Origin of the sequence: Phenylobacterium montanum (assembly GCF_018135625.1) — a bacterium.
Lineage (GTDB): Bacteria > Pseudomonadota > Alphaproteobacteria > Caulobacterales > Caulobacteraceae > Poindextera > Poindextera montana.
In genome coordinates this window covers 3,112,016-3,132,874 of record NZ_CP073078.1, presented here as the reverse complement: position 1 = coordinate 3,132,874, position 20,859 = coordinate 3,112,016, and the positions used below count along the sequence as shown (strand labels likewise).

The 20,859-nt window shown below is 69.4% G+C and carries 16 protein-coding genes; 5 read left to right on the top strand and 11 right to left on the bottom strand.

All coding sequences use genetic code 11. The features are described 5' to 3' along the window. The first annotated feature begins 224 nt into the window (after window positions 1-224). Window positions 225-4,604, top strand: a complete 4,380-nt coding sequence (locus tag KCG34_RS14010; protein WP_211936266.1) for a PAS domain S-box protein — start codon at window positions 225-227, stop codon at window positions 4,602-4,604. A 7-nt stretch (window positions 4,605-4,611) separates the two neighbouring features. Here the strand turns inward: KCG34_RS14010 and KCG34_RS14005 are convergent, their stop codons facing one another. Genes KCG34_RS14005 through KCG34_RS13995 form a run of 3 tightly spaced genes read right to left on the bottom strand, consistent with a single transcriptional unit; the run spans window position 4,612 to window position 6,447 of the window. Next, window positions 4,612-5,868 carry an RNA polymerase sigma factor gene (locus tag KCG34_RS14005; protein WP_211936265.1) on the bottom strand — a complete coding sequence of 419 codons (1,257 nt, stop codon included), beginning with the start codon at window positions 5,866-5,868 and terminating at the stop codon, window positions 4,612-4,614. After that, window positions 5,865-6,251, bottom strand: coding sequence for a YciI family protein (locus KCG34_RS14000; protein ID WP_211936264.1), 387 nt, complete (start codon window positions 6,249-6,251; stop codon window positions 5,865-5,867). The genes KCG34_RS14005 and KCG34_RS14000 overlap by 4 nt, the downstream gene beginning before the upstream one ends. A gap of 25 nt (window positions 6,252-6,276) precedes the next feature. Beyond that, window positions 6,277-6,447 carry a hypothetical protein gene (locus KCG34_RS13995; protein ID WP_211936263.1) on the bottom strand — a complete coding sequence of 57 codons (171 nt, stop codon included), beginning with the start codon at window positions 6,445-6,447 and terminating at the stop codon, window positions 6,277-6,279. On the opposite strand from KCG34_RS13995, the gene KCG34_RS13990 reads away from it, so the two are divergent. After that, window positions 6,446-6,883, top strand: coding sequence for a DUF4260 domain-containing protein (locus KCG34_RS13990; RefSeq protein ID WP_211936262.1), 438 nt, complete (start codon window positions 6,446-6,448; stop codon window positions 6,881-6,883). The two genes, KCG34_RS13995 and KCG34_RS13990, sit on opposite strands and share 2 nt — an antisense overlap. 7 nt (window positions 6,884-6,890) lie before the next feature. Here KCG34_RS13990 and KCG34_RS13985 read toward each other — a convergent pair whose 3' ends face one another. Then, window positions 6,891-7,769: a glycerophosphodiester phosphodiesterase family protein gene (locus KCG34_RS13985; protein WP_211936261.1), complete on the bottom strand. Its 879-nt coding sequence runs from the start codon at window positions 7,767-7,769 to the stop codon at window positions 6,891-6,893. A gap of 4 nt (window positions 7,770-7,773) precedes the next feature. Beyond that, complete coding sequence (locus KCG34_RS13980; protein WP_211936260.1) at window positions 7,774-9,084, bottom strand: amidohydrolase family protein; 1,311 nt, start codon at window positions 9,082-9,084, stop codon at window positions 7,774-7,776. Window positions 9,085-9,212: 128 nt separating this feature from the next. Here KCG34_RS13980 and KCG34_RS13975 point away from each other — a divergent pair, with 128 nt between their 5' ends. Beyond that, window positions 9,213-10,955: a tetratricopeptide repeat protein gene (locus tag KCG34_RS13975; RefSeq protein WP_211936259.1), complete on the top strand. Its 1,743-nt coding sequence runs from the start codon at window positions 9,213-9,215 to the stop codon at window positions 10,953-10,955. On the opposite strand, the gene KCG34_RS13970 is transcribed toward KCG34_RS13975, so the two are convergent. Both KCG34_RS13970 and KCG34_RS13965 read right to left on the bottom strand, forming a co-directional pair. Next, window positions 10,952-12,763, bottom strand: a complete 1,812-nt coding sequence (locus tag KCG34_RS13970) for a DUF885 domain-containing protein (RefSeq protein ID WP_211936258.1) — start codon at window positions 12,761-12,763, stop codon at window positions 10,952-10,954. The two genes, KCG34_RS13975 and KCG34_RS13970, sit on opposite strands and share 4 nt — an antisense overlap. A 106-nt stretch (window positions 12,764-12,869) precedes the next feature. After that, window positions 12,870-13,574, bottom strand: a complete 705-nt coding sequence (locus KCG34_RS13965) for a glutathione S-transferase C-terminal domain-containing protein (protein WP_211936257.1) — start codon at window positions 13,572-13,574, stop codon at window positions 12,870-12,872. 111 nt (window positions 13,575-13,685) lie between these two features. Between KCG34_RS13965 and KCG34_RS13960 the strand changes: the two genes are divergently transcribed. Next, window positions 13,686-14,396: a helix-turn-helix transcriptional regulator gene (locus KCG34_RS13960; protein ID WP_211936256.1), complete on the top strand. Its 711-nt coding sequence runs from the start codon at window positions 13,686-13,688 to the stop codon at window positions 14,394-14,396. A gap of 206 nt (window positions 14,397-14,602) precedes the next feature. Then, complete coding sequence (locus tag KCG34_RS13955) at window positions 14,603-15,016, top strand: response regulator (RefSeq protein ID WP_211936255.1); 414 nt, start codon at window positions 14,603-14,605, stop codon at window positions 15,014-15,016. 9 nt (window positions 15,017-15,025) lie between these two features. Here the strand turns inward: KCG34_RS13955 and KCG34_RS13950 are convergent, their stop codons facing one another. The 4 genes from KCG34_RS13950 to KCG34_RS13935 are packed head-to-tail and all read right to left on the bottom strand — an operon-like array spanning window position 15,026 to window position 20,827. Beyond that, window positions 15,026-15,883 (bottom strand): alpha/beta fold hydrolase, encoded by an 858-nt coding sequence (locus KCG34_RS13950; protein WP_211936254.1) that lies wholly within the window; start codon window positions 15,881-15,883, stop codon window positions 15,026-15,028. Window positions 15,884-15,910: 27 nt separating this feature from the next. Further along, window positions 15,911-17,539 (bottom strand): ABC transporter ATP-binding protein, encoded by a 1,629-nt coding sequence (locus tag KCG34_RS13945; protein ID WP_211936253.1) that lies wholly within the window; start codon window positions 17,537-17,539, stop codon window positions 15,911-15,913. A gap of 1 nt (window position 17,540) precedes the next feature. Beyond that, window positions 17,541-18,359, bottom strand: a complete 819-nt coding sequence (locus KCG34_RS13940) for an ABC transporter permease (protein ID WP_211936252.1) — start codon at window positions 18,357-18,359, stop codon at window positions 17,541-17,543. Next, window positions 18,356-20,827 (bottom strand): ABC transporter substrate-binding protein, encoded by a 2,472-nt coding sequence (locus KCG34_RS13935; RefSeq protein WP_249138027.1) that lies wholly within the window; start codon window positions 20,825-20,827, stop codon window positions 18,356-18,358. The genes KCG34_RS13940 and KCG34_RS13935 overlap by 4 nt, the downstream gene beginning before the upstream one ends. Window positions 20,828-20,859: the final 32 nt, after the last annotated feature.

The window sequence follows — 20,859 nt, the reverse complement described above, 5'->3', positions numbered from 1 at the left end:
CGAAAAAGTTATCGGCGCATCATGACCGCGGCCGAAAGAGCCCCGGTCCTGACAGTTTGCTTCACGGGACATCTGGCCGATGCGGCGGCATGCGCCTCGAGCACAAGTGCTTGAAAATCCGACGCTCTACTGTCCACCTTGGCCTATTGCAACTCGCGGCTGCGTGAACTCGCCGCAGCCTTGATTTAACCAAATTGGCGACTCGCCGTCATAGATCAGGTGTCATGTCGGGCGGCAATTTTCTCGGGCCAGCGGCCGATCGGCCGGCCGTGGCGAGGTTCGCCGGCGCCATGGGCGTCGGCTTGCTGGTCTTCGTCCTGGCCGCGCTCAGCCTGGCTTTCCTGCGCGAAGGCGGCAAGTCGGCCGCCGCCTGGGCGACCAACGCCATCGTGCTGGCGATCCTGCTGCGCACCCGCCCTGAGACCTGGTGGCGGCCCCTGGCGTTCGCGGGGCTGGGCGAGCTCCTGGCCCGTCTCGTCATCGGCGATCCGGTCGCGCTGGCGGCGTCGCGCGCCGGCTGCAATCTCGTCGAGACGCTGACCGCCGCCGCGGTGCTCTGGCGATGGGCCGGCGGCCCGCTGGACCTGGCGCGACAGAAGCATCTCGCGCTCTTCCTGGGGACGGCCGCGCTGGTCCCGGCCCTGTCCAGCCTGCTGTCGTCTTACGCGCCGGCGCTGCTGCCGCACGGCGTTCCTGTCGACGCCACCCGCTGGTGGGCGCCCCACACCCTGGGCCTGATGATCGTCACGCCCTGTCTTCTGACCTTGAACCGCGATGGGCTCCGCGCGCTGCGGGAGAGGCTGGCGACCCCGCGCGGAAGCATGGCCGCGTTCGTCTGGGCGCTCTCCCTGGCCAGCGTCAATCTGCAGAACGGGATGCCGTTGCTGTTCGTGGTCCCGGCTACGCTGGTGCTGGTCGCCTTCGAACTGGAGCTGTCCGGAACAGCCCTGGCGCTGATGATCACCGCCGGCGTCTCGGTCGCCGCCTCGGCTGCGGGGTTCGGCCCGACTCTGCTGGTTCGCGGCGATCTCGACCTGCGCGTCCTGCTGCTGCAGTGCTTCCTCCTGACCCTGACGGTGTCCATCCTCCCTGTAGCCTCGGCCATCGCTCGTCGCCGCCGTCTGGAAGAGGAACAGCAGGCCGGCCTGCTACAGGTCGAAGCCGCCCGGGCCGAGACGGCCAAGGCCTACGCCTATTCCTTGCTCGCGGAGGAGTTGGCAGGCGTCGGCCACTGGCGGCGAGACCTCGTCACGGGCGAGATCGTCTGGTCGGACGAGATGTTTTCGATCCACGGCCTCTCCAAGGCCGCTCACGCCGGCCACATCGGCGAGGAGATCGCGCTCTACCGTCCCGAAGACCAGCGGCTGATCCGCGAGGCGGTCGCTACGGCGATCGAGACCGGCCAGCCCTTCGATCTCAAGGTCCAGCTGAGCCGGGCCAACGACGCTGCGGTGCGCACCGTCGCCTACCGCTGCGGCGTGGAGCGGGACGAGGCCGGGGTGGCCCGCGCCATATTCGGCGTCACCCGCGACATCACCGAGGAGGAGACATCCCGTCAGCGCTTGGAGGAGAGCGAGGCCCGCTATCGCCTCCTGGCCGACTCTTCGGCGGACGTGGTGGTCAAGGCCGGGCTGGACGGCGCCATTCGCTATATCTCGCCGTCGATCCGCCAGTTCGGCTACGACCCTGCCGCCCTGGTTGGCGTCAAGCTGGCGACGCTGTTGCACCCTGACGATGTGAAGAAGCTCAACGCCATATCCAAGGAGCTGTTCACCACTGGCAAGATCGGCGCCCTGCACGACCGCACCTATCGCCTGCGCAAGGCCGACGGCGACTACGTCTGGATCGAGGGCGTGCCGACGCCCGTCTATGAGGCGGACGGCACGCCGCGTTCGGTGATCTCCCAGATCAGGGACGTTTCCGAGCGGGTGGCGGCGACCGAGGCCCTGGCCGAGAGCGAGGCCCGCTATCGCCTCCTGGCCGATACCTCCAGCGACGTTGTGGTCAGCAGCGCGCCCGACGGGACGATTCGCTACATCTCCCCCTCGATCCGCCGGTTCGGCTATGGGCCGGAGGCGCTGATCGGGCTCAACGGGGGCGACCTCGTCCATCCCGACGACCTGGACCATGTCCGCGCCGGCATACTGGCCCAGATCGACGAGCCGGGCGGTCTGGCGAAGGAATGCGCCTACCGATTCCGCAAGGCCGATGGCGACTATGTTTGGGTCGAGAGCGCCTTTTCCCCGGTTCGCGACGAGTCGGGGGGCCTGACCGCCTTCACCTCCCAGGTGCGCGACATCTCCGAGCGCCATGCCGCAGCCGAGGCCCTGGCGGAGAGCGAGGCGCGCTACCGCCTTCTGGCCGACGCCTCCACCGACATCGTGCTGACCAATGACGAGGGCGGGGTGATCCGCTACGCCTCGCCGTCGGTGCGCCGCTATGGCCATGACCCGGACGCCCTGGTCGGCCAGCGCGCCAGCGACGTCATCCATCCCGACGACTACAAGAGGGTGTTGCTCAGCGTCATCGCCCAGATGAACGGCGAAGACTTCGATCCCATGTGGGACCGCACCTATCGCTTCAGGACCGGCGACGGCGACTATGTCTGGGTCGAGGGCGCCGCCAGCGTGATCCGCGACGAAGAGGGCGGTTTCGTCTCGGTGGTCTCCCAACTGCGCGACGTTTCCGAACGCCACGCCGCCATCGAGGCCCTGGCGGTCAGCGAGGCGCGCTATCGCCTCCTGGCCGACTCTTCGACCGACATCGTGGTCAAGGTCGATCGAGAGGATCGCGTCGAATACATTTCGCCCTCGGTCCGCCGCTACGGCTACGATCCGGAGACGTTGATCGGGGTCTCCGGTTTCAGCCTTGTCCACCCGGAGGACCTGCCCAAGCTGCAGGGCATCATTCAGGAACTATTCGAGAGCGGGGTCGTCGATCCCGCCCGAGACCGGACCCATCGCCTGCGCATCGCCAACGGCGACTTTGTCTGGGTGGAGGGTAACCCCAGCATTATTCGAGACGAAGCCGGGACGCCGGTCGCGGTGGTCTCGCAGCTGCGCGACGTCTCCGAGCGGGTGGCGGCCATGGCGGCGCTGGCCGAGAGCGAACTGCGCCACCGCGTCGTCGCCGAGAACACCACCGACGTGGTCAGCCGGACCGACAGCCAGGGACGCTTCCTCTACCTCTCGCCCTCGATCGCCGACGTGACCGGCTATGCGGCCGAGGAACTCCTGGGCGACACCTTCATCCCCTATATGCACCCCGACGACGTCGAGGGCGTGGGCGACTACTATCGGCGCCTGAACGAGAGCGGCGGGCGCCTGGGCCGGCCGCTGCGCTATCGCGCGCGGCACAAGGATGGCCGCTGGATCTGGCTGGAGTGCAATCCGACCCTGCTGCGCGACGCCGCCGGCAAATCGCGCGAATATATCGACGTCACCCGCGACATCACCCGAAGCGTCAGGCTGGAGGCCGAGCTGATGGCCGCCCGGGACGCGGCCGAAAAGGCGGCGGCGGTGAAGGCCGCCTTCGTCGCCAATATGAGCCACGAGATCAGGACGCCGCTCACCGCGATCCTGGGCTTCACCAAGCTCCTGGCGGAGCGGCCGGACCTGGCCGAGAAGGAACGGAGCTATGTCGGGCGCATAGATGTCGCCGGCCGGACGCTGCTGACCATCGTCAATGACGTGCTGGACTTCTCCAAGCTCGAGGCCGGCCAGTTCGAGATCCGCCCGCGCGCCGCAAGCCCCGCCGAACTGATGCGCGAAGCGCTTCTGATGTTCACGCCTCAGGCCGACGCCAAAAGCCTTGGCCTCGCCTTCGAGCCCCAACCGGGCCTGCCCGAGCGGCTGCGTTTCGACCCCGACCGCACGCGGCAGATCCTGCTCAACCTGATCAGCAATGCGGTAAAGTTCACCGACGCGGGTTCGGTCACCCTGCTGGCCGCCTACGAGACTGAGACCGAGACCCTGGACATCCGGGTCAAGGATACCGGCCGGGGGATGAACCGGGCCCAGCAGCGAAAGCTGTTCCAGCGTTTCTCCCAGGTCGACGCCTCGACGGCCGGGAAGACGGGCGGCACGGGGCTGGGCCTGGCCATCTGCAAGGGCCTGGCCGAGGCCATGGGCGGGGGGATATCGGTGGTCAGCCAGCCGGGGTTCGGCACAGAATTCCGTGTACAGATCAAGGCGACGGCGATCGGCGACGACATTGCAGTCGAGGATGCATCGCCGGCTTCGATCGAGGGGATGAGGCTGCTGCTGGTCGACGACAATGCCGCCAATCGCGAGCTGGCGCGGGCGATTCTGACCCCGTTCGGGGTCGAGATCACCGAGGCCGCCGACGGGCTGGACGCGGTCGCCGCCGCCCAGTCCGACATCTTCGACGCCATATTGATGGACATTCGCATGCCGAGGCTGGATGGCCCCGCCGCGGCGGCCCGCATCCGCGCCGAGGAGGGGCCGAGCCGCGACGCGCCGATCCTGGCCTTCTCCGCCGATTCCGAACTGACGGACGATGAGGACGGCTTCCTGTTCGACGGGGTGGTGCGCAAGCCCGTGTCTCCGGCCGAGCTGATCGGCGGGCTGCAGCGCTGCATGTAAGGGGCGGTCAGCCCGTTTCTCGCCCCTCCGCCTCCAGCCGGTCCAGATGCATGCGGATATGGGCCGCCTCGGCCGGGGTGTTGGCCAGGGCTATGGCGCGGTCGAAGGCGCCGCGGGCCTCCAGGCCGCGACCGAGCTGCATCAGGAACAGCCCGCGCGCGCCGTGGAAATGGAAATAGGCCGAGAGGCGCGGCGCCAGGGGCTCGATCAGGGCCAGCGCCGCCTCGGGTCCTGACAGCTTGGCCACCGCCACCGCCCGGTTCAGGGTGATCACCGGCGAGGGCTGCATACGCTCCAGCACCTGATAGAGCTGGTCGATCTCGGCCCAATCGGTGTCCTCCGGCCGGGCGGCGCGCCCATGCAGGGCCGCGATCGCCGCCTGCACCTGATAGGGGCCGGGGCGGCGGTGACGGAGGGCCTTGTCCACCAGGGCCAGGCCCTCGAGGATCATCGGCCGCCGCCAGAGGCCGCGATCCTGGTCTTCCAACAGGATCAAGCCGCCGTCGGCGTCGAACCGGGCCGCCGCGCGGGCGTGCTGCAGCAGGAACAGGGCCAACAGGCCCATCACCTCCGGCTCGGCCGGAAACAGGCGCAGCAGCAGCCGCGCCAGGCGGATGGCTTCGTCGCACAGGGGCTCTCGCGCCCTGGCCTGGGTCGCGCCGGCTGAATAGCCCTCGTTGAACACCAGGTAGACCATCACCATCACTGCAGCGAGCCGCTCGGCCCGCTCGGCCGGCCCCGGCGCCTCGAAGGGGGCGTCGCCGGCGCCGATCCTGGCCTTTGCCCGGGTGATCCGCTGCTCCATGGCGCTCTCGCCGACCAGGAAGGCGCGGGCGATCTGCTTCACCGACAGGCCCGAGACGATGCGCAGGGCCAGCGCCACCTGCTGTGTCGCCGGCAAGTCCGGATGACAGCAGATGAACAGCAGGCGCAGGATGTCGTCGCGATAGTGCTCGCCATCCAGCCGCTCGGCCTCGGCCGCCTCGGCGTCGCTGAGGTCCGACAGCTGGTCCTCGGGCGGCAGGGCGGTCAGGCGGCTCTCGCGCCGCACCCCGTCCACCCCGGCGTTGCGCCCCACCAGGATCAGCCAGGCGGCCGGATCGCGCGGCGGGCCGTTGCGCGGCCAGTGGCTGAGCGCCCGCAGGCAGGCGTTCTGGAACGCCTCTTCAGCCACGTCCAGGTCGCGGAAATAGCGGAGAAGGGCGCCCATGGCCTGGGGCCGGGCCGCGGTCAGGGCCGCGTCGATCCAGGCCAGGTCGCTCATCCAGTCACAGCGCCGCTGACGTCGCCGCCGGGCAGGAACAGGCGGATCGGCCGGATCTCATAGCCACCCTCGCCGGGATTGGCCCTGGCCAGCTCGCGCGCGGTCTCCAGCGCCTCTTCGAGGTTGGCGCAATCGATGACGTAGAACCCCAGCAGTTGCTCCTTGGTCTCGACGAACGGGCCGTCAAGGATCAGAGGCTCGTCGCCCTTGCGCAGGGATGTGGCGGCGGTGGTGGGCAGGAGCCGCAAGGAGGGACCCATGCGTCCCTGCGCCGTCAATTTCTGATGCACGGCGTCCAGCCGCGCCATTACCGCCTCATCCTCCTCTTTGGACCAGGTGAATACGGCGTCTTCGTTATTGTAGCAGAGTATGGCGTAGAGCATGGGGCGGGCTCCTGATCCCTTGGCCCTAGGACGATCCGGCGCGGTGGGCGCCGACAGGGCACTTGCAGAAATAGGCCTCGGTCGGCGCCGGCGCGGCAAGATATTCAAATTTGAATAGCCAGTGCAGGAAACCATCGAATTCCGTTCTGGAGACCTCGCGCGCAGGATCATCCTCGCCAACAGGGAGATCCGCCATGACCAGCCTCGCCCACACCGCCATCGCCGCCGCCGCCCAATCCCAGACCGCCGAGCCCTTTACCCGCGGCGCTGTCGGCGGCGTGCGCACCACGCTGAAGATCGAGGCCGCCGCGATCCTGACCGCCTCTCTGGTCGCCTATGGCCGCACCGAGTTCGGCTGGCTCTGGTTCGCGGTCCTGTTCCTGGCCCCCGACCTCTCTATGCTCGGCTATTTCGCCGGCCGCCGGATCGGCGCCGTCTGCTACAACCTGGCCCACAGCTACGCGACGCCGCTGCTCCTGGGCGGGATCGGGATTGCGGCGCACGTCCCGGCGGCCTTGCCGTTGATGCTGATCTGGACCGCCCACATCGCCTTCGACCGTCTGCTGGGCTATGGCCTGAAGTACGCCACCGCCTTCGGCGACACCCATCTGGGGCGGGTTGGGAAGGCGTGAGAAGGCTCTAACCCCAATCGGGTCCCGAGACCGTCGAGCTGAACACGCCGAGAGCCCGCATGCGCCGGATGTCCGGACCTTTCGACAAGCCCCACGGGCCGACCCGCAGGCCCAGGGCGTGCGCCTCGGCCATGGTCTCGGCGGTGACCTCGGTGAAATAGGGCGACCATTCCAGGCCGCCATGGGCCTTGATCGCCGCCAGGTCCGAGCCGCCGTGATCCAGGGGATCGCACCCGTCGGTCCAGGGCGAGCGGCCGCCGGCGTCCAGTCTCACCTGGCTCTTGAGCATGGCGGGGATGGTAAGGTGCGCAGTGGCTATATCCGGGCGACGCGCCCGGGCCAGGCGCAGCACCTGCCAGTCAAAGGCGATAATCTTGGCGTGGGCGACGTAGTCGTGAGCCTCCAGCTCATCGAGCACCGCCTCGGTGATGGCCCTGGGGTCCGGCGCATGGCTAGGGTCCTGGGGATCGGTCTTGATCTCCACATAGATCAGGCGGCGCGGCCCCTCGGCGGCCTTCAGCAATTGCAGCAATTCGCCAAGCGTCGGGATGCGTACCCCGTCCATGCCGACCAGGTGCGGGTGGCGCCGCGCCTCGTCAGACTCCGGATGCAGCCGGCCGATATCAAAGCGGCGCAGGTCGGCGAGGCTCATGGCCTTGAGCGGCGGGCTGGGCTGCGCCAGCCATTCTCCATTCAGCCGGACCGCCTTTGGGCTGAGCCGATAGTCATGATGGGCCACCACATGACCGTCGGCGGTGAGCTGAACGTCGATCTCGATCCCGTCGACTGGCGCCAGCAGACAAGCCTGCGCCCCCTCGAGGCTGTTGGCCGGCCAGGCCCCGTACCCCGTGGCGCCGGCGATCAGCAGCGGGGCGGCGCCTGCCATGGCTCTATTCCCCAGCCCCCGCCGCCGTCGGGGCGCCGTTCCGGCGATAGACCGTCCCGCCCTTCATCACGAAGTCGACCTTCTCGAACTGGCTGGGGTCGGACAGAGGATCGCCCTTGACCGCCACCAGGTCGGCGAAGCGGCCCGGCTGGACCGAGCCGATGCGGTCGGAGGCGCCGATCAGGTCGGCCGCGTTGCGGGTGCCGGCGAAGAGGGCGTCGGCCGGCGCCATGCCATTGGCGATCATCAAGGTGAACTCCTGGGCGTGGTCGCCCTCGCCGATGTCGCTGCCGAGGGCGATCTTGACCCCGGACTTGATCGCCAGCGGCAGGTTGCGCTTGGGCAGCTGGTCGTTGGCCAGTTCCTTGGGCGCGGTGCCGGGCGTGAGCAGTTCGGGCTGGTCGCGGGCTGCGACGTAGAAGGTCTCGAACACCGTCAGGGTCGGCACCAGGTAGGTCCCGTGCGCCTTCATCAGGGCGAAGGTGTCGGCGGTGGCGAAGGAGCCGTGTTCCACCGAATCCACGCCCGCCCGCACCGCCGCCTCGATCGCGCCGGCGGGATAGATGTGGGCGGCGACCTTCATGCCGAGCGAGTGGGCGGTGTCGACCACCGTCTTCATCTCCTCGTCGGTCATCAGCTGCTGGCGCGGATCGTCGCCGGTGGAGGCGATGCCGCCCGAAGGCATCATCTTGATCAGGTTGGCGCCGCGCCGCTTGTGCTCACGCACGCGGATGCGCGCCTGTTCCGGCGTGTCGACGATGCCGTTGGCCCAGCCGGGATGCTCCAGCCCCTGGTCGAGGCCGCTCTTGGCGTCGCCGTGGCCGGCGGTGGGGCCTAGAGGCTCCAGCGAGACCCAGAGGCGCGGGCCCGGGATCTTGCCGTCAGCGATGGCGTCGCGCACCGACACCGTCTCGTCCCCGCCGCCCACGTCGCGGGCGCTGGTGAAGCCCTGCTGCAGCATGGCGCGGGTGAAGACGGCGGCGTCGAAGGCGCGGTCGATGTCGTTGTGGGTCAGGGCGTATTCGGTGGCGTTGGCCTTGGACGGCAGACGGGCCGAGATGTGCACGTGGCAGTCGATGAAGCCCGGCATCACCGTCTCGCTCGACAGATCCACCACCTCGGCGCCCGCTGGGCTGACGAAACCGGGCTGGACGCCGGTGACGCGATCGTCGTGGATCAGGATTGAGACCTGTTTGAGTGGGGTCGGCGAAACCCCGTCGAGAAGCGCGCCCGCATGGACGACGACATCCCGGGCGAGGGCGGTGGACGACATCAGCCCGGCCAGCAAAAGGCCCGCGGCGGCGCGATGAAACATGGACAACTCCCGACAACAGTGAGTCGCACTGTTTCAGGCGGAGCTGATCGGGAAAAGAGGGATCGGCGTATGACTTCAAGCGCATATCGGCGTTATCCTGCGCTGGTCATCATCCGGGGGGACCGACCATGATCGCCAAAACCGTGGGGCGCGCCGTCGCCCTGGCTCTGCTGGCCGCGCCGGCCGCCGCCCTCGCCGCCGATCCTGCGGCCAAGCCCGCGGGCATGGACATGCCGGGCATGAGCATGTCCGGGCCGATGAACATGGGCCTGGCCCCCATGCCCGCCGTCTATGCCGGCCAGGCGGACAAGCCCGGCGCGCCGGTGTTCGACAACCTCGGCGCCCACCATCACGCCATTTCGACCAGGAATGCCCGGACGCAGCTGTTCTTCGACCAGGGGATCAAGCTGATGTTCGGCTTCAACCACGCCGAGGCGATCCGCTCGTTCCGCGAGGGGGCGCGGCTGGATCCCGCGTGCGCCATGTGCTGGTGGGGCGTGGCCATGGCCCTCGGCCCCAACATCAACCTGCCCATGCCGGACGATGCGGTGGCGCCCGCCTGGCAGGCGCTCATGAAGGCCAAGGCGCTGGAGCCCAACGCCTCGCCGGAAGAGCGCGAGTGGATCGAGGCCCTGGCGGCGCGCTATTCCGCCGATCCCAAGGCCGATCGCAAGGCCATGGACGAGGCCTTCGCCCAGGCCATGGGCCGGCTGTGGAAGGCGCATCCCGACGATCTCGACGCCGGGACCTTCTATGCCGAGGCCATGATGGACACCCAGCCCTGGGACTACTGGCAGGCGGATGGGACGACGCCCAAGGGCCATGGGGCCGAGATCGTCTCTACCCTGGAGAGCATCATCAAGCAGGCGCCGGACCACCCGGGCGCCCTGCACCTCTACATCCACGCGGTCGAGGCTTCGACCACGCCCGAGCGCGGCGAGGCGGCGGCCGACAGGCTGTTCACCCTGATGCCGGGCGCCGGGCACATCGTGCACATGCCGGGGCACATCTACTACCGGGTCGGCCGCTATGCCGACGCGGTCAGGGTCAACGAACTGGCGGCCAAGGTGGACGAGGCCTACATCGCCTCGTGCAAGGCGCAGGGCTACTATCCGGCCGGTTATTACGGCCACAACATCCACTTCCTGTGGACCTCGTCCGAGATGGAGGGCCGCAGCCAGGCCTCGCTGGACGCGGCGCGGCGGCTGATCACGGCGGTGGATCCGGTCAGCCTGGCCAAGGACATGCCCCAGGCCGACCTCTATGTGTTCACACCCGCCGCCAGCCTGCTGCGCTTCGGCCGCTGGCAGGAGATCCTGGCCGAGCCGGCGCCGCCGGCCGACCTCAAGCTGGCCAACGCCGTCTGGCTGGAGGCGCGCGGCTTCGCCCACGCCAACACCGGCGACCTTGCCGCGGCTCAGAAGGATCAGCAGGCCCTGACCGCCCTGGCCGGCGCCGACTTCTCCCGCTGGACCCAGGCCGGTGTGCCGGCGCATGACATGGCCGACCTGGCCCTGGCGGCGCTGGACGGCGAGATCGCCCGCCGCTCGGGCGACCTGCCCGGCGCCATCCGCTGGTTCCGGCTGGCCGCCGACATCGAGGCCAAGCTGCCCTATTCCGAGCCGCCCTACTGGCATCAGCCGACCAGCCACCTGCTGGGCGCGGCCCTGATGGAAGCGCATCGCCCGGCCGAGGCGGAGGCGGTCTATCGTGAGAGCCTGAAGACCTATCGCGGCGACGGCTGGGCGCTCTACGGCCTCACCCAGGCGCTGGAGGCTCAGGGCAGGACCGCCGACGCGGCCGAGGCGCGCAAAGCTTTCGAGCAGAGCTGGAAATTCGCCGACGTTAAGCTGACGGCGTCGCGGTTCTAGGCCGCCTTCGTCCGGCCAATCCAGTCGCCGATCACGCCTTCCAACACCTCCAGAGGCACGCGGCCGCAGCCGAGGCCGGCTTCATGGAAGTTCTTGATGTCGTAACGCGGGCCCAGCGCGGCCTGGGCCTTGGCCCGTTGCTGGGTCCAGACCGTGTGCCCCAGCTTGTAGCTGCAGGCCTGGCCGGGGTTGACGCAGTAGCGTTCGACCTCGCGGGCCGCGAAGCCGGGGGCGTCGGCCTCCAGGTCGACGAAATACTGGATGGCCTGCTCGCGGCTCCAGCCCAGGTGATGCAGGCCGGTGTCGACCACGCAGCGCCCGGCGCGGAACAGTTGGAAGCGCAGATAACCGATCCGTCCCAGGGGATCGTCCGCATACATGCCGATCTCGTCGGCCAACTGCTCGGCATAGAGCGCCCAGCCCTCGGCATAGCCGGAAAAGCCGCTGGCCTTTCGAATCATCGGCAGGTCTGTGTTTGAGAGCGCCAGGCCGCCCTCCAGCTGGTGCCCCGGCAGGCCCTCGTGGAAGGTGACGCTGGGCAGGGACCACTTGGGCCACTCGGCCGTGTCGCGCAGGTTGATATAGACCAGGCCCGGCCGCGAACCGTCCAGGGCCGGCCCCTGGCTGAAGGCCGAGGCGGCGCCCGCCTCGGTTTGCGGCGGCACGCGCCGGACTTCGAACTTGTAGGGCGGCAGACGCTTGAACAGGGTCGGCAGCTTGGGGCGGATGGCGTCGAGGCGGCCATTGCAATAGGCGATCGCCAGGGCCTTGCCTTCGTCCGTATTCGGAAAGAACGAGGCCGGGTCAGCGTAGAGGCCTTTGATCCGCTGGGCCAAGGTTCCCTGGGTCAGGCCCTGGGCCTTGAGCAGTTCGTCGATCCGGGCCCCGATCTCGGTCGCCTGGTCCAGGCCCAGCTTGTGGATATCGTCCGGAGACAGCGAGGTGGTGGTCGTCGACTTCAGGGCCGCGGCGTAGAATTCCGGCCCCTGTTTCAGATGGCCGATGCCCGCGTCGTGCCTGGCCTTGGTCCTTAGCGTCTTGACCGCCGTCATCTGCCGCTGCAACGCCGGGCGGACCCGCTGGTCAAAGAGGCGGGCGGCGTTGTGGCCATAGGCGTCGCCGAGGCCGGCGGCCTTGGCCCGGCGGGCGATCGAGGTCGCGATTACCGACTGCTCGCCGGGAATATCCAGGGCCTGCATCTGCGCCAGGGTCAGGTCGAGGATGAAGTCTGGCGGGACGATCCCCTCGCCGCTGTCGTGGCGCAGGCGGTCGGTCTCCTTGTCCAGCTCCAGCGCCAGGCCCGAGATGCGGTTCAGATAGGCCTCGGCGTCGCTCTGCTGGACGATCGCGTGTTTGGTGTCCAGGAACTCCGGCACGCTCTGATAGGCGCCCGACTGCTGGCTGATCACATAGGGTGAAGGGCCATAGCTGGAGCCGCCGAAGTCGAAGCGCTGCACTGCGGCGCGGGCCTCGAGCTGATAGAGGACGGTGTCGTAATTGACCCTGGCGGCGGGGCCGAGGGCGCCGCGGTCGATCGCCTTCAGCTGCTTCAGGTCGGCCAGGGTCTCGGCCTTGTGCGTCGCCACCGCGCCTAGGGACTCGTCCCGGAGCCTGCTCTTGAGGTCGTAGTTGGCGCCTTTGTCGAGGCCCAGCTGGGTGGCCATCTCGGGATTGCGCCGCAACTCGGCCTGGAAGAGGGCGTCGAACAGGCTGTTCAGCCGCCCGTCCGCGTCGCCGGCCGCCCGTGCGGCGGCCGGCAGCAGCGCCGACGCTGCGGAGGAAAGCAGAAATTCGCGGCGGTCGAGCATGCGGCCTCCTGGCGGCGCCTTCGGATCGCCCGCAACAAAGCACAGCCAGGAGATGTGGCAAGGGCGCGCGGCGTGGCGGCTCAGGCCGCCCACGCCCCGTGTCCTGTCAGGCAAACTCCGGATAGTACTGCGCCATCATCCGCCGCTCGTAGGCCACGAGGTTGTCGTGCGACAACGCCGCCCGGCGGATGCTGGTGTCGAACAGGGGCGTCATCACTCCGGCCAAAAGGCCGAACAGGCTGGCGTCGGCGCCGCAGGGCTTCTCCCCGCCCAGATAAGGCAGACCGCCCAGCAGTTCGGACAGGGCCGCGATCGAGCGCGCCGCCACGTCGCCGATCTCCTCCGGCGAGTGCCGTCCCAAGCCCTGGCCGTGCAGGTTCTGCGCCACCCGCTCGCGGGCCTGACGGCGCACCTCTTCGCGCATAGGCTCAGGCACGGCGTCGAAGAAATGCGCCGGCCCCTTGGCGAAATTCTCGTCGTCGGTCCAGCGGGCGTGCAGCATGACGAAATAGAGATGGTCCTCGACCATCCGCTCCACCGTCCAGGCCAGGGCGCGGCGGCCAGGGCTGACGCCGGCGTCAAAGTCGATCCCGTAGGTCTTTTCCAGATAGGCGCGGATGAACACGGAATCGGCCACCACCACCCCGTCGTCGTCGATATAGGGCAGCTTGCCCTTGGGCGCGGTCGGCAGGCCGCCCAGTTGGCTGCGATAGTCCAGGCCGGCCATCTTCAGCTGCACCTCGGTCTTCAGGACGAAGGGGCTCGGATCGGGCAGGCCGAAATTCGTGCCGAAGGTGTAGAGCGTGATCATGGCGCGTCTCCGTTGTCTTGACTTCGACCCTAGTCCGTCGCTCCTGACAGCATGGTGTCAGGAGCGTGCTGACATGCTGCCGACATCGATTGGTCAGGAAGGATTCCGGCATTGAGACGCGCCGAGCGGCTGTTCCAGATCATCCAGATCCTGCGCCGGGCACACGCGCCGGTGACTGCGCAGGCGATAGCCGAGGAGCTGGAGACTTCGGTCCGCACCATCTATCGCGACATCGCCGAGTTGCTGGCCCAACGGGTGCCGGTGCGAGGCGAGGCGGGCATCGGCTATCTGATGGACAAGGGCTTCGACCTGCCGCCCCTGATGCTGACGCCGGACGAGATCGAGGCGGCGGTGCTGGGCGCCCAATGGGTCGCCGGCCGGGCGGACCCGGAGCTGGCCAGGGCGGCCCGCGACCTGGTGGCCAAGATCGGCGCGGTGATCCCGGGTCACCTGCGCCCGTTCCTTCTGGAAGCCACCGGCACCGCGGCCGGGCGGCCCCGGCTGGTGGCCGACGCCCTCGACCTTAGCCGCCTGCGCGCCTGGATCCGGGCGCAGAAGAAGCTGACCCTGACCTATCGCGACGAGGGCGGCGCGACCTCCGAGCGCACCGTCTGGCCGATCGCCATCGGCTACTACGAGACCTCTCGGGTGATCGCCGCCTGGTGCGAGCTGCGCCAGGACTTCCGCCACTTCCGCACCGACCGGGTGGTGGCGGCCGATTTCGTCGACGAACGCTACCCCGCGCGGCGCGAAGCCCTGCGCGCAGCCTGGCGCAAATCCCAGATGGAGGCGCCCCGCTGGTCAGGCGCTCAATCTGGGTAAGGACGCTTTCGCACCGCCCGATCAGGCCCCGGATACCGCAGGCGGCTCACCCTAACTTAACCACCCGCCCCCTAGAGTATTCCCCAAGGGCGCCCATCCCGAACCGAATACCGGTCCGGCGATGACGCCTCATGAAAACTGACGATGCAGGCCCTGCGCGGCGAGCCGCCAGCGCGGGTCGGCGCCGTCCAGCAAGGAGGTCGCAAATGTCGTTCGCAGATGCCGCCGCCGGGCGGGGTAAGGTCGTTCTGGGCGTGGATGACCAGCCCGAGAACATCATGATGCTGGAGTCGATCCTGGAGTCGCAGGGCTTCACCTTCTTCGGCGCCTCCAGCGGCATGGAATGCCTGAGCCTGGTCCAGCGGGTCAATCCGCGGCTGATCCTGCTCGACGTGCAGATGCCGCTGATGGATGGCTACGAGACCTGCCGGCGCCTGCGCCGGATTCCCGAATATCGCTCGATCCCCGTGGCCTTCCTGACCGCCCGCAAGGAGGTCGAGGACGTACGCACCGGCATCGCGGTGGGCGGCAACGACTTCATCGTCAAGCCGTTCGACCCGGTGAAGCTGGTCAACCGCGTGGCCCACTGGACCAGCCGCCGGGTCAACGCGGCGGCCTGATCGGCCTTCCTAACCCCCTATAAACCCGCGGATCAGGGCGTTGGTCTCGCCGGGCTTTTCCAGCATCACCTGGTGGCCGCACTCCTCCAGCACGTGAAGCCGCGCCTGGGGCAGGAAGCGGGCCAGCGCCTCGGCCCCGGCGGGCGGGGTCAGGGCGTCGGCGGCGCCTGTCAGGAGCAGGATCGGCAGGTCCAGTTCTGCCAGGCGCGAAGCCTCAAGCGGCGCCGTCTGGTTCATCAGCGCCTTCATCATGAAAAGCGAATTGCTCCGCGCCTGGCGCTCCTCATAGGCCACCAGGGCCGGGTCGGCGCTAGGATGCCAGGCCAGGCGTTTGAAGCTGCGGCTGAGCAGCGGCCGGATCAGGGCCAACAGCGGCAAGGGCCAGGTGGCGATCGGCCCGGCGGCCATGCTGCGGATCGGCGGCGGCGCGCCCAGGAGCATCACCCGGTCGATCTTGTGCAACCGCCCGGCGGCGCTGAGGGCCAAAAGTACGCACAGGGTCAGGCGCGAGCCGTAGGAATGGCCGATCAGAATGTTCCGTCGCGCCCCATAGCGCTCGATGATGGCCAGATAGTCCTCGACCAGTTCGGCCCCGGCATAGTGCGGCGCGTGGCGCGGCGACCTGGTCTCGCCATGGCCGGCGAAGTCCCAGGCCACCACCCGATAGCCCAGGCCGGTCAGGAGCCGCCACTGGTTGCGCCACTGGTTCTTGTTGCCCCCGGCGCCGTGACAGAGGAACACCGTCACGTCAGCCCGCTCGTCGCCCTCGTGCACCACGAGGTTCACGCTGCGCCCCGGCCGCAGCTCGACCGGGCGGCCGGAGACGATGCGCTGGTTGGGCGCCGGGCTGTGCAAGGCGTGGTTCATGGCCGTGCTTTCGCGTGACGCATGGGACTATAGCGCTTTCGGGTCCTCCTGGATCGATCTCTGTTCATGGCGAGCGAGGGCGCGCGCCAGGCTGGGCGAAGCGGCCAGGAGACTCTGCGTGTAGGGATGGGTCGGTCGGGCGAACACCTCGGCGGTCGGGCCTGTCTCGACGATGCGGCCGGCCTGCATGACCATCACCCGGTCAGTTGCGGCCCGCACCACGCCGAGGTCGTGGGTGATGAACAGAAGGGCGAGGTTGTGCGCTCGCGAAAGCGCGTCCAGCAGGGCCAGGACCTGGGCGCGGACGGTGACGTCCAGGGCCGAGGTCGCCTCGTCCAGCACCACGATCTTGGGCTCGGCGATCAGCGCCCGGGCGATGGCGATCCGCTGGCGCTGGCCGCCGGAGAACTGGTGCGGGTAGCGCTCGGCGTCTGCTGGGCTGAGGCCCACCTGCTCTAGGAGCGCCGCGACCCGGCGCCGGCGCTGTTCCGGCGTCGGGGGCGGGTCGAACAGGGCCAGGGGCTCGGCGATGATACGGCCCGCGCGCCAGCGGGGATCGAAGCTGGACCAGGGGTCCTGGAACACCGCCTGCACCTGGCGGCGCAGGCGCCGCTGGTCGGCGCGGCCGAAAGGTTCGCCGCCGATGCACACCTCGCCCTGCGCCTCGGGGTCCAGGCCGAGCACGGCCCGCGCCAGGCTGGTCTTGCCGCTGCCGGATTCGCCGACCAGGCCCAGCCGCTCGCCGGGGGCGATGGCGAAGGAGACCCGATCCACCGCCCGGTGCGCCGGCGCCCGGCGGAACAGGCCGGTGCGCGGCCCGGGGTAGTCGCGCGCCACCTCACGCGCTTCCAGAACCGGAGCCCCGCTGTGCGGCTGTCGCGGCGCTGGAATGGAGGGTTCGGCCGCCGCGGCCAGGGCGCGGGAATAGGGATGGGTCAGCGCGCGGAAGAAGGCGCCGGTCTCGCCCTGTTCGACGATGCGGCCGGCCTGCATCACCGCCACCCGGTCGCAGGACTCGGCGATCAGGGCGAGGTCGTGGCTGATCAGGACTAGGCCCGCGCCGTCCTCGCGCGCCAACTGCACCAAGAGCCGGATCACCTGGGCCTGGGTGGTGACGTCGAGGGCGGTGGTCGGCTCGTCGGCCAGGATCAGTTTGGGCGACAGGGCCACGGCCATGGCGATGGCCACCCGCTGGCGCTGGCCGCCGGAGAGCTGGTGCGGATAGCGGCCCAGTGGGAAGCGATCCGGCGGCAGGCCGACGCGGGTGAGGACAGATGCAGCGGCCCGGAGCGCCTCCCGTCGGCCGGCGTTCTGATGCACGCGGAAGGTCTCGGCCACCTGCTCGCCGATGGTCAGCACCGGGTTCAGGGCGGTCATGGGCTCCTGGAACACCATGCCGATGTCGCGCCCGCGGATCTTGGTCATGGCGGCTTCGCCGAGGTCCAGGAGGTCGGTCCCGTCGAGTTTCACGGCGCCGGAAACCTGCGCCCCCGCCGGCGGCAGGCCCAGGATCGACAGGGCGGTCAGCGACTTGCCGGAGCCGGACTCGCCGGCCAGGCCCAGGATCTCTCCCCGCTCTAGGGTGAGGCTGACCTCGTCCAACAGCGGCGGCCCGTCGAGGCGCAGGGACAGGCGGTCGAGCTCCAGGAGGGGCATATCAGCGCCCCACCGATCGTGGGTCGAGGCGCGCACGCAGCCCTTCGCCCAGCAGGGAGAAACCCAGGGCCGTCAGCGCCACCGCCGCCCCGGGGAACAGGGCCAGCCAGGGCGCCTGGGCGAACAGGGTCTGGGCGTCGGCCAGCATGCGGCCCCAGCTGGGGTCGGGCGGCTGCACGCCCAGGCCGACATAGGAAAGGCCCGCCTCGGCGACCACGGCCAGCGACAGCTGGATCGCCGCCTGCACGATCAGCCCGCCCATCAGGTTCGGGGCGATGTGCTCCAGGCTGATGCGCCAGGCGCCCTTGCCGGCGAGGCGCGCCGCCAGCACGTAGTCGCGCGCCCAGAGGCTCAGCGCCGAGCCGCGCGCCACCCGGGCGAAGACGGGGATGTTGAAGAGGCCGATGGCGATCACCGCATCGATCGCGCCGGGGCCCAGGGTGGCCGACAGCAGCACCGCGACCAGCAGGGCCGGGAAGGCGAACACCAGGTCGCTGGCGCGCATCACCGCCTCGTCGATCCAGCCGCCCCGCGCCGCCGCCAGCAGGCCGAGGGCCGAGCCGGCGCCCAGCCCCAGCCCTGCGGCCGACAGGGCTACGGCCAGGGCGGTGCGCGACCCCGCCAGCACCATCGAGAGCACGTCCCGGCCATAGGCGTCGCTTCCGAACGGATGGGCCAGGCTGGGCGGAGCGAGGCGCGCGGCGGCGGCCATGTCCTGCGGGGCGTAGGGCGTCCAGGCCAGGGACAAGAGAGCCGTGACGATCACCAGCAGGGTGATGGCGGCGCCTGTGAAAAGGGCTGTGTTGCTGGGCGCCTTCATCCGCGCCGCCTCAGCCGCGGGTCGGCGGCTGCGTAGGCGAGGTCGACCAGGAAGTTGATGCTGACCACGGCGAAGACCAAGAGCAGCACCACGCTCTGCACCACCATCAGGTCGCGCTGGGCTATGGCCTGGAACACTAGCCGGCCGAGGCCGGGCAGGAAGAACACATTCTCGATGATCACCGCGCCGGCCAGCAGGAACGAGACCTGCAGGCCGAGGATGGTCAGGGCCGGGATCAGGGCGTTGGGCAGGGCGTGGCGCAGCAGGACCTGGCGCGCAGTGAGGCCCTTGGCGCGGGCGGTGCGCACATAGTCCTGGACCAGTTGGCCCTTCAGCTCGGCGCGCAGCACCCGGGCCAGGATCGCGCCCTGGGGCAGGGCCAGGGCGACGGCCGGCAGGGTCAGGGCCTTCAGCGCCGGCAGCACGCCGCTGTCCCAGCCGGGGAAGCCGCCGGCGTCGAACCACTTCAGGCCCGAGGCGAACACCACCACCAGCAGCATGCCGATCCAGAAATTGGGCACAGCTACGCCGAGCGGCGTCAGAGCGCCGAACAGGCGGTCGGCGATCCCGCCAGGCTTGGCCGCAGCAGCGAGTGCGGCTGTGAAGGCGCCGAGGGTCGAGAGCAGGAGGGCGTAGAGGGTCAGGGGCAGGGACACGGCCAGCCGCTCGGCGATCAGCCCGCCGACCGGGACGCGATAGGTGTAGCTGATCCCGAAATCCCCATGCGCCAGGCCGGCGATCCAGGCGAGGTAGCGCTGCGCCGCGGGGGCGTCGAGGCCGAGCTGCTGGCGCAGGGCCGCCAGGGCTTCGGGATCGGCCGAAAGGCCCATCATGTAGCGGGCCGGATCGCCCGGCGCGATCTGCAGCAGGGCGAAGACCACCAGGCTGGTGACGACGAGGGTCGCCGCCAGGGTAGCCAGGCGCCGGGCGAGATAGGCCGGCTCGGTCCGCAAGACGCCCCAGGCGAAGGCCAGGGCGAAGGGCGAAGCCAGGACCAGCCACAGCCAGGTCGGTGCGGGCCGGGCTTCGCGCTGGCCCGCTGCAGCGGCGGGCGCGCCTTCGATGGAGGCGGCGGCGAGGTCGAAGGTCCTGACAGGGGTTGGCGCCCATAGCCCTTTGACCTTGGCGTTCCAGACGCCGAGCGTCGGATATTCGAACAGGAACAGGTTGACCGCGTCGCCAGCCAGGGTTCGCTGCATCTGGCCCAGGAGGGCCGCGCGGCGGGCCGGGTCCAGGCTGTCGTCCAGTTCGGTCAGCAGCTGTTTGTAGCGGGGATTTTGGTAGCCGAAATAGTAGTCGTCGCGAGCGTAGATGTCGTAGTCCATCGGCTCGACATGGGCGACGATGGTCATGTCGAAGTCGCGCCGGCCGAACACCTGGGCCAGCCACTGCGCCCATTCGATGTTCTGGATACGGACCTTGATCCCGACCTCGGCCAGCTCGGCCGCCACGATCTCGCCGGCGCGGCGGGCATAGGCCGGCGGCGGCAGCTTGAGGGTCAGGGAAAAGCCGCTTGGATAGCCGGCCTTTGCCAACAGCGCCCGCGCCTTGGCCGGATCGTGCGGATAGAGGCCCGTCAGGTCGACATAGCCGGGGTCCTGCGGCGGATAGTGGCTGCCGATCGGCTGGCCATAGCCGAACATGGCTCCGGCGATGATCGCCTTGCGGTCGATGGCGTAGGACAGGGCCCGGCGGACCAGGAGGTTGTTCAGGGGCGGGATGCGATTGTTCAACGCCACCAGCGTCTCGGCCTCCGAGGGACCGATGCGGTCGACGAAGCGCGGGTCCTTCCTCAGCTCGCCCAGGGCCTCGGGGGCGGGAAAGCCGGCGAAGGCGTCCACGTCGCCGGCCTTCAGCGCCGACAGGGCCGCCGAGGGGTCGGGGATGACGCGGAAAGTGACCGCCGAGAGGCTCGCCGGGCGCCCCCAGTAGTCAGGGTTGCGGGTCAGGGTGATGGAGTCGCCGCGCCGCCAGTCGGCGAAGCGGAACGGGCCGGTGCCGACCGGGCGCACGGCGTCGCTCGCGGCCGAGGCCGGCGACAGCATCACCGCATCGCCCCAGCCGAGCACCTGCAGGAAGCTCCCGTAGCGACGCTTCAGGCGAATATCAACCGTATACGGATCGATGATGTCGACGCGGTCGATCACCGCGAAGCGGGGCTTCTGCGAATTGGTCGAAGCCTTGGCCCTGGCGCGGTCCAGGGAGAACCTGACGCTACTCGCATCGAACAGGGTCCCGTCGTGGAAGCGCACCCCCTGGCGCAGGCGAAAGCGGTAGGTCAGCCCGTCCGGCGAGATGGTCCAGCCGGTCGCCAAGAGCGGCTGCACCGCCCCGCCCGGCCCCAGCTCGACCAGGCCCTCATAGACGTTGGGAAAGGTCACCTCCTTGATCGCCGCCGCGGCGCTCGAGGTTGGGTCGAGGTTCGGCGGCTCGAGCTGGACGCCGAGGGTCAGACGGCCGGCGGCCAAGGCGGGGGCGGCGAGGAGGAGAAGGAGGGTCA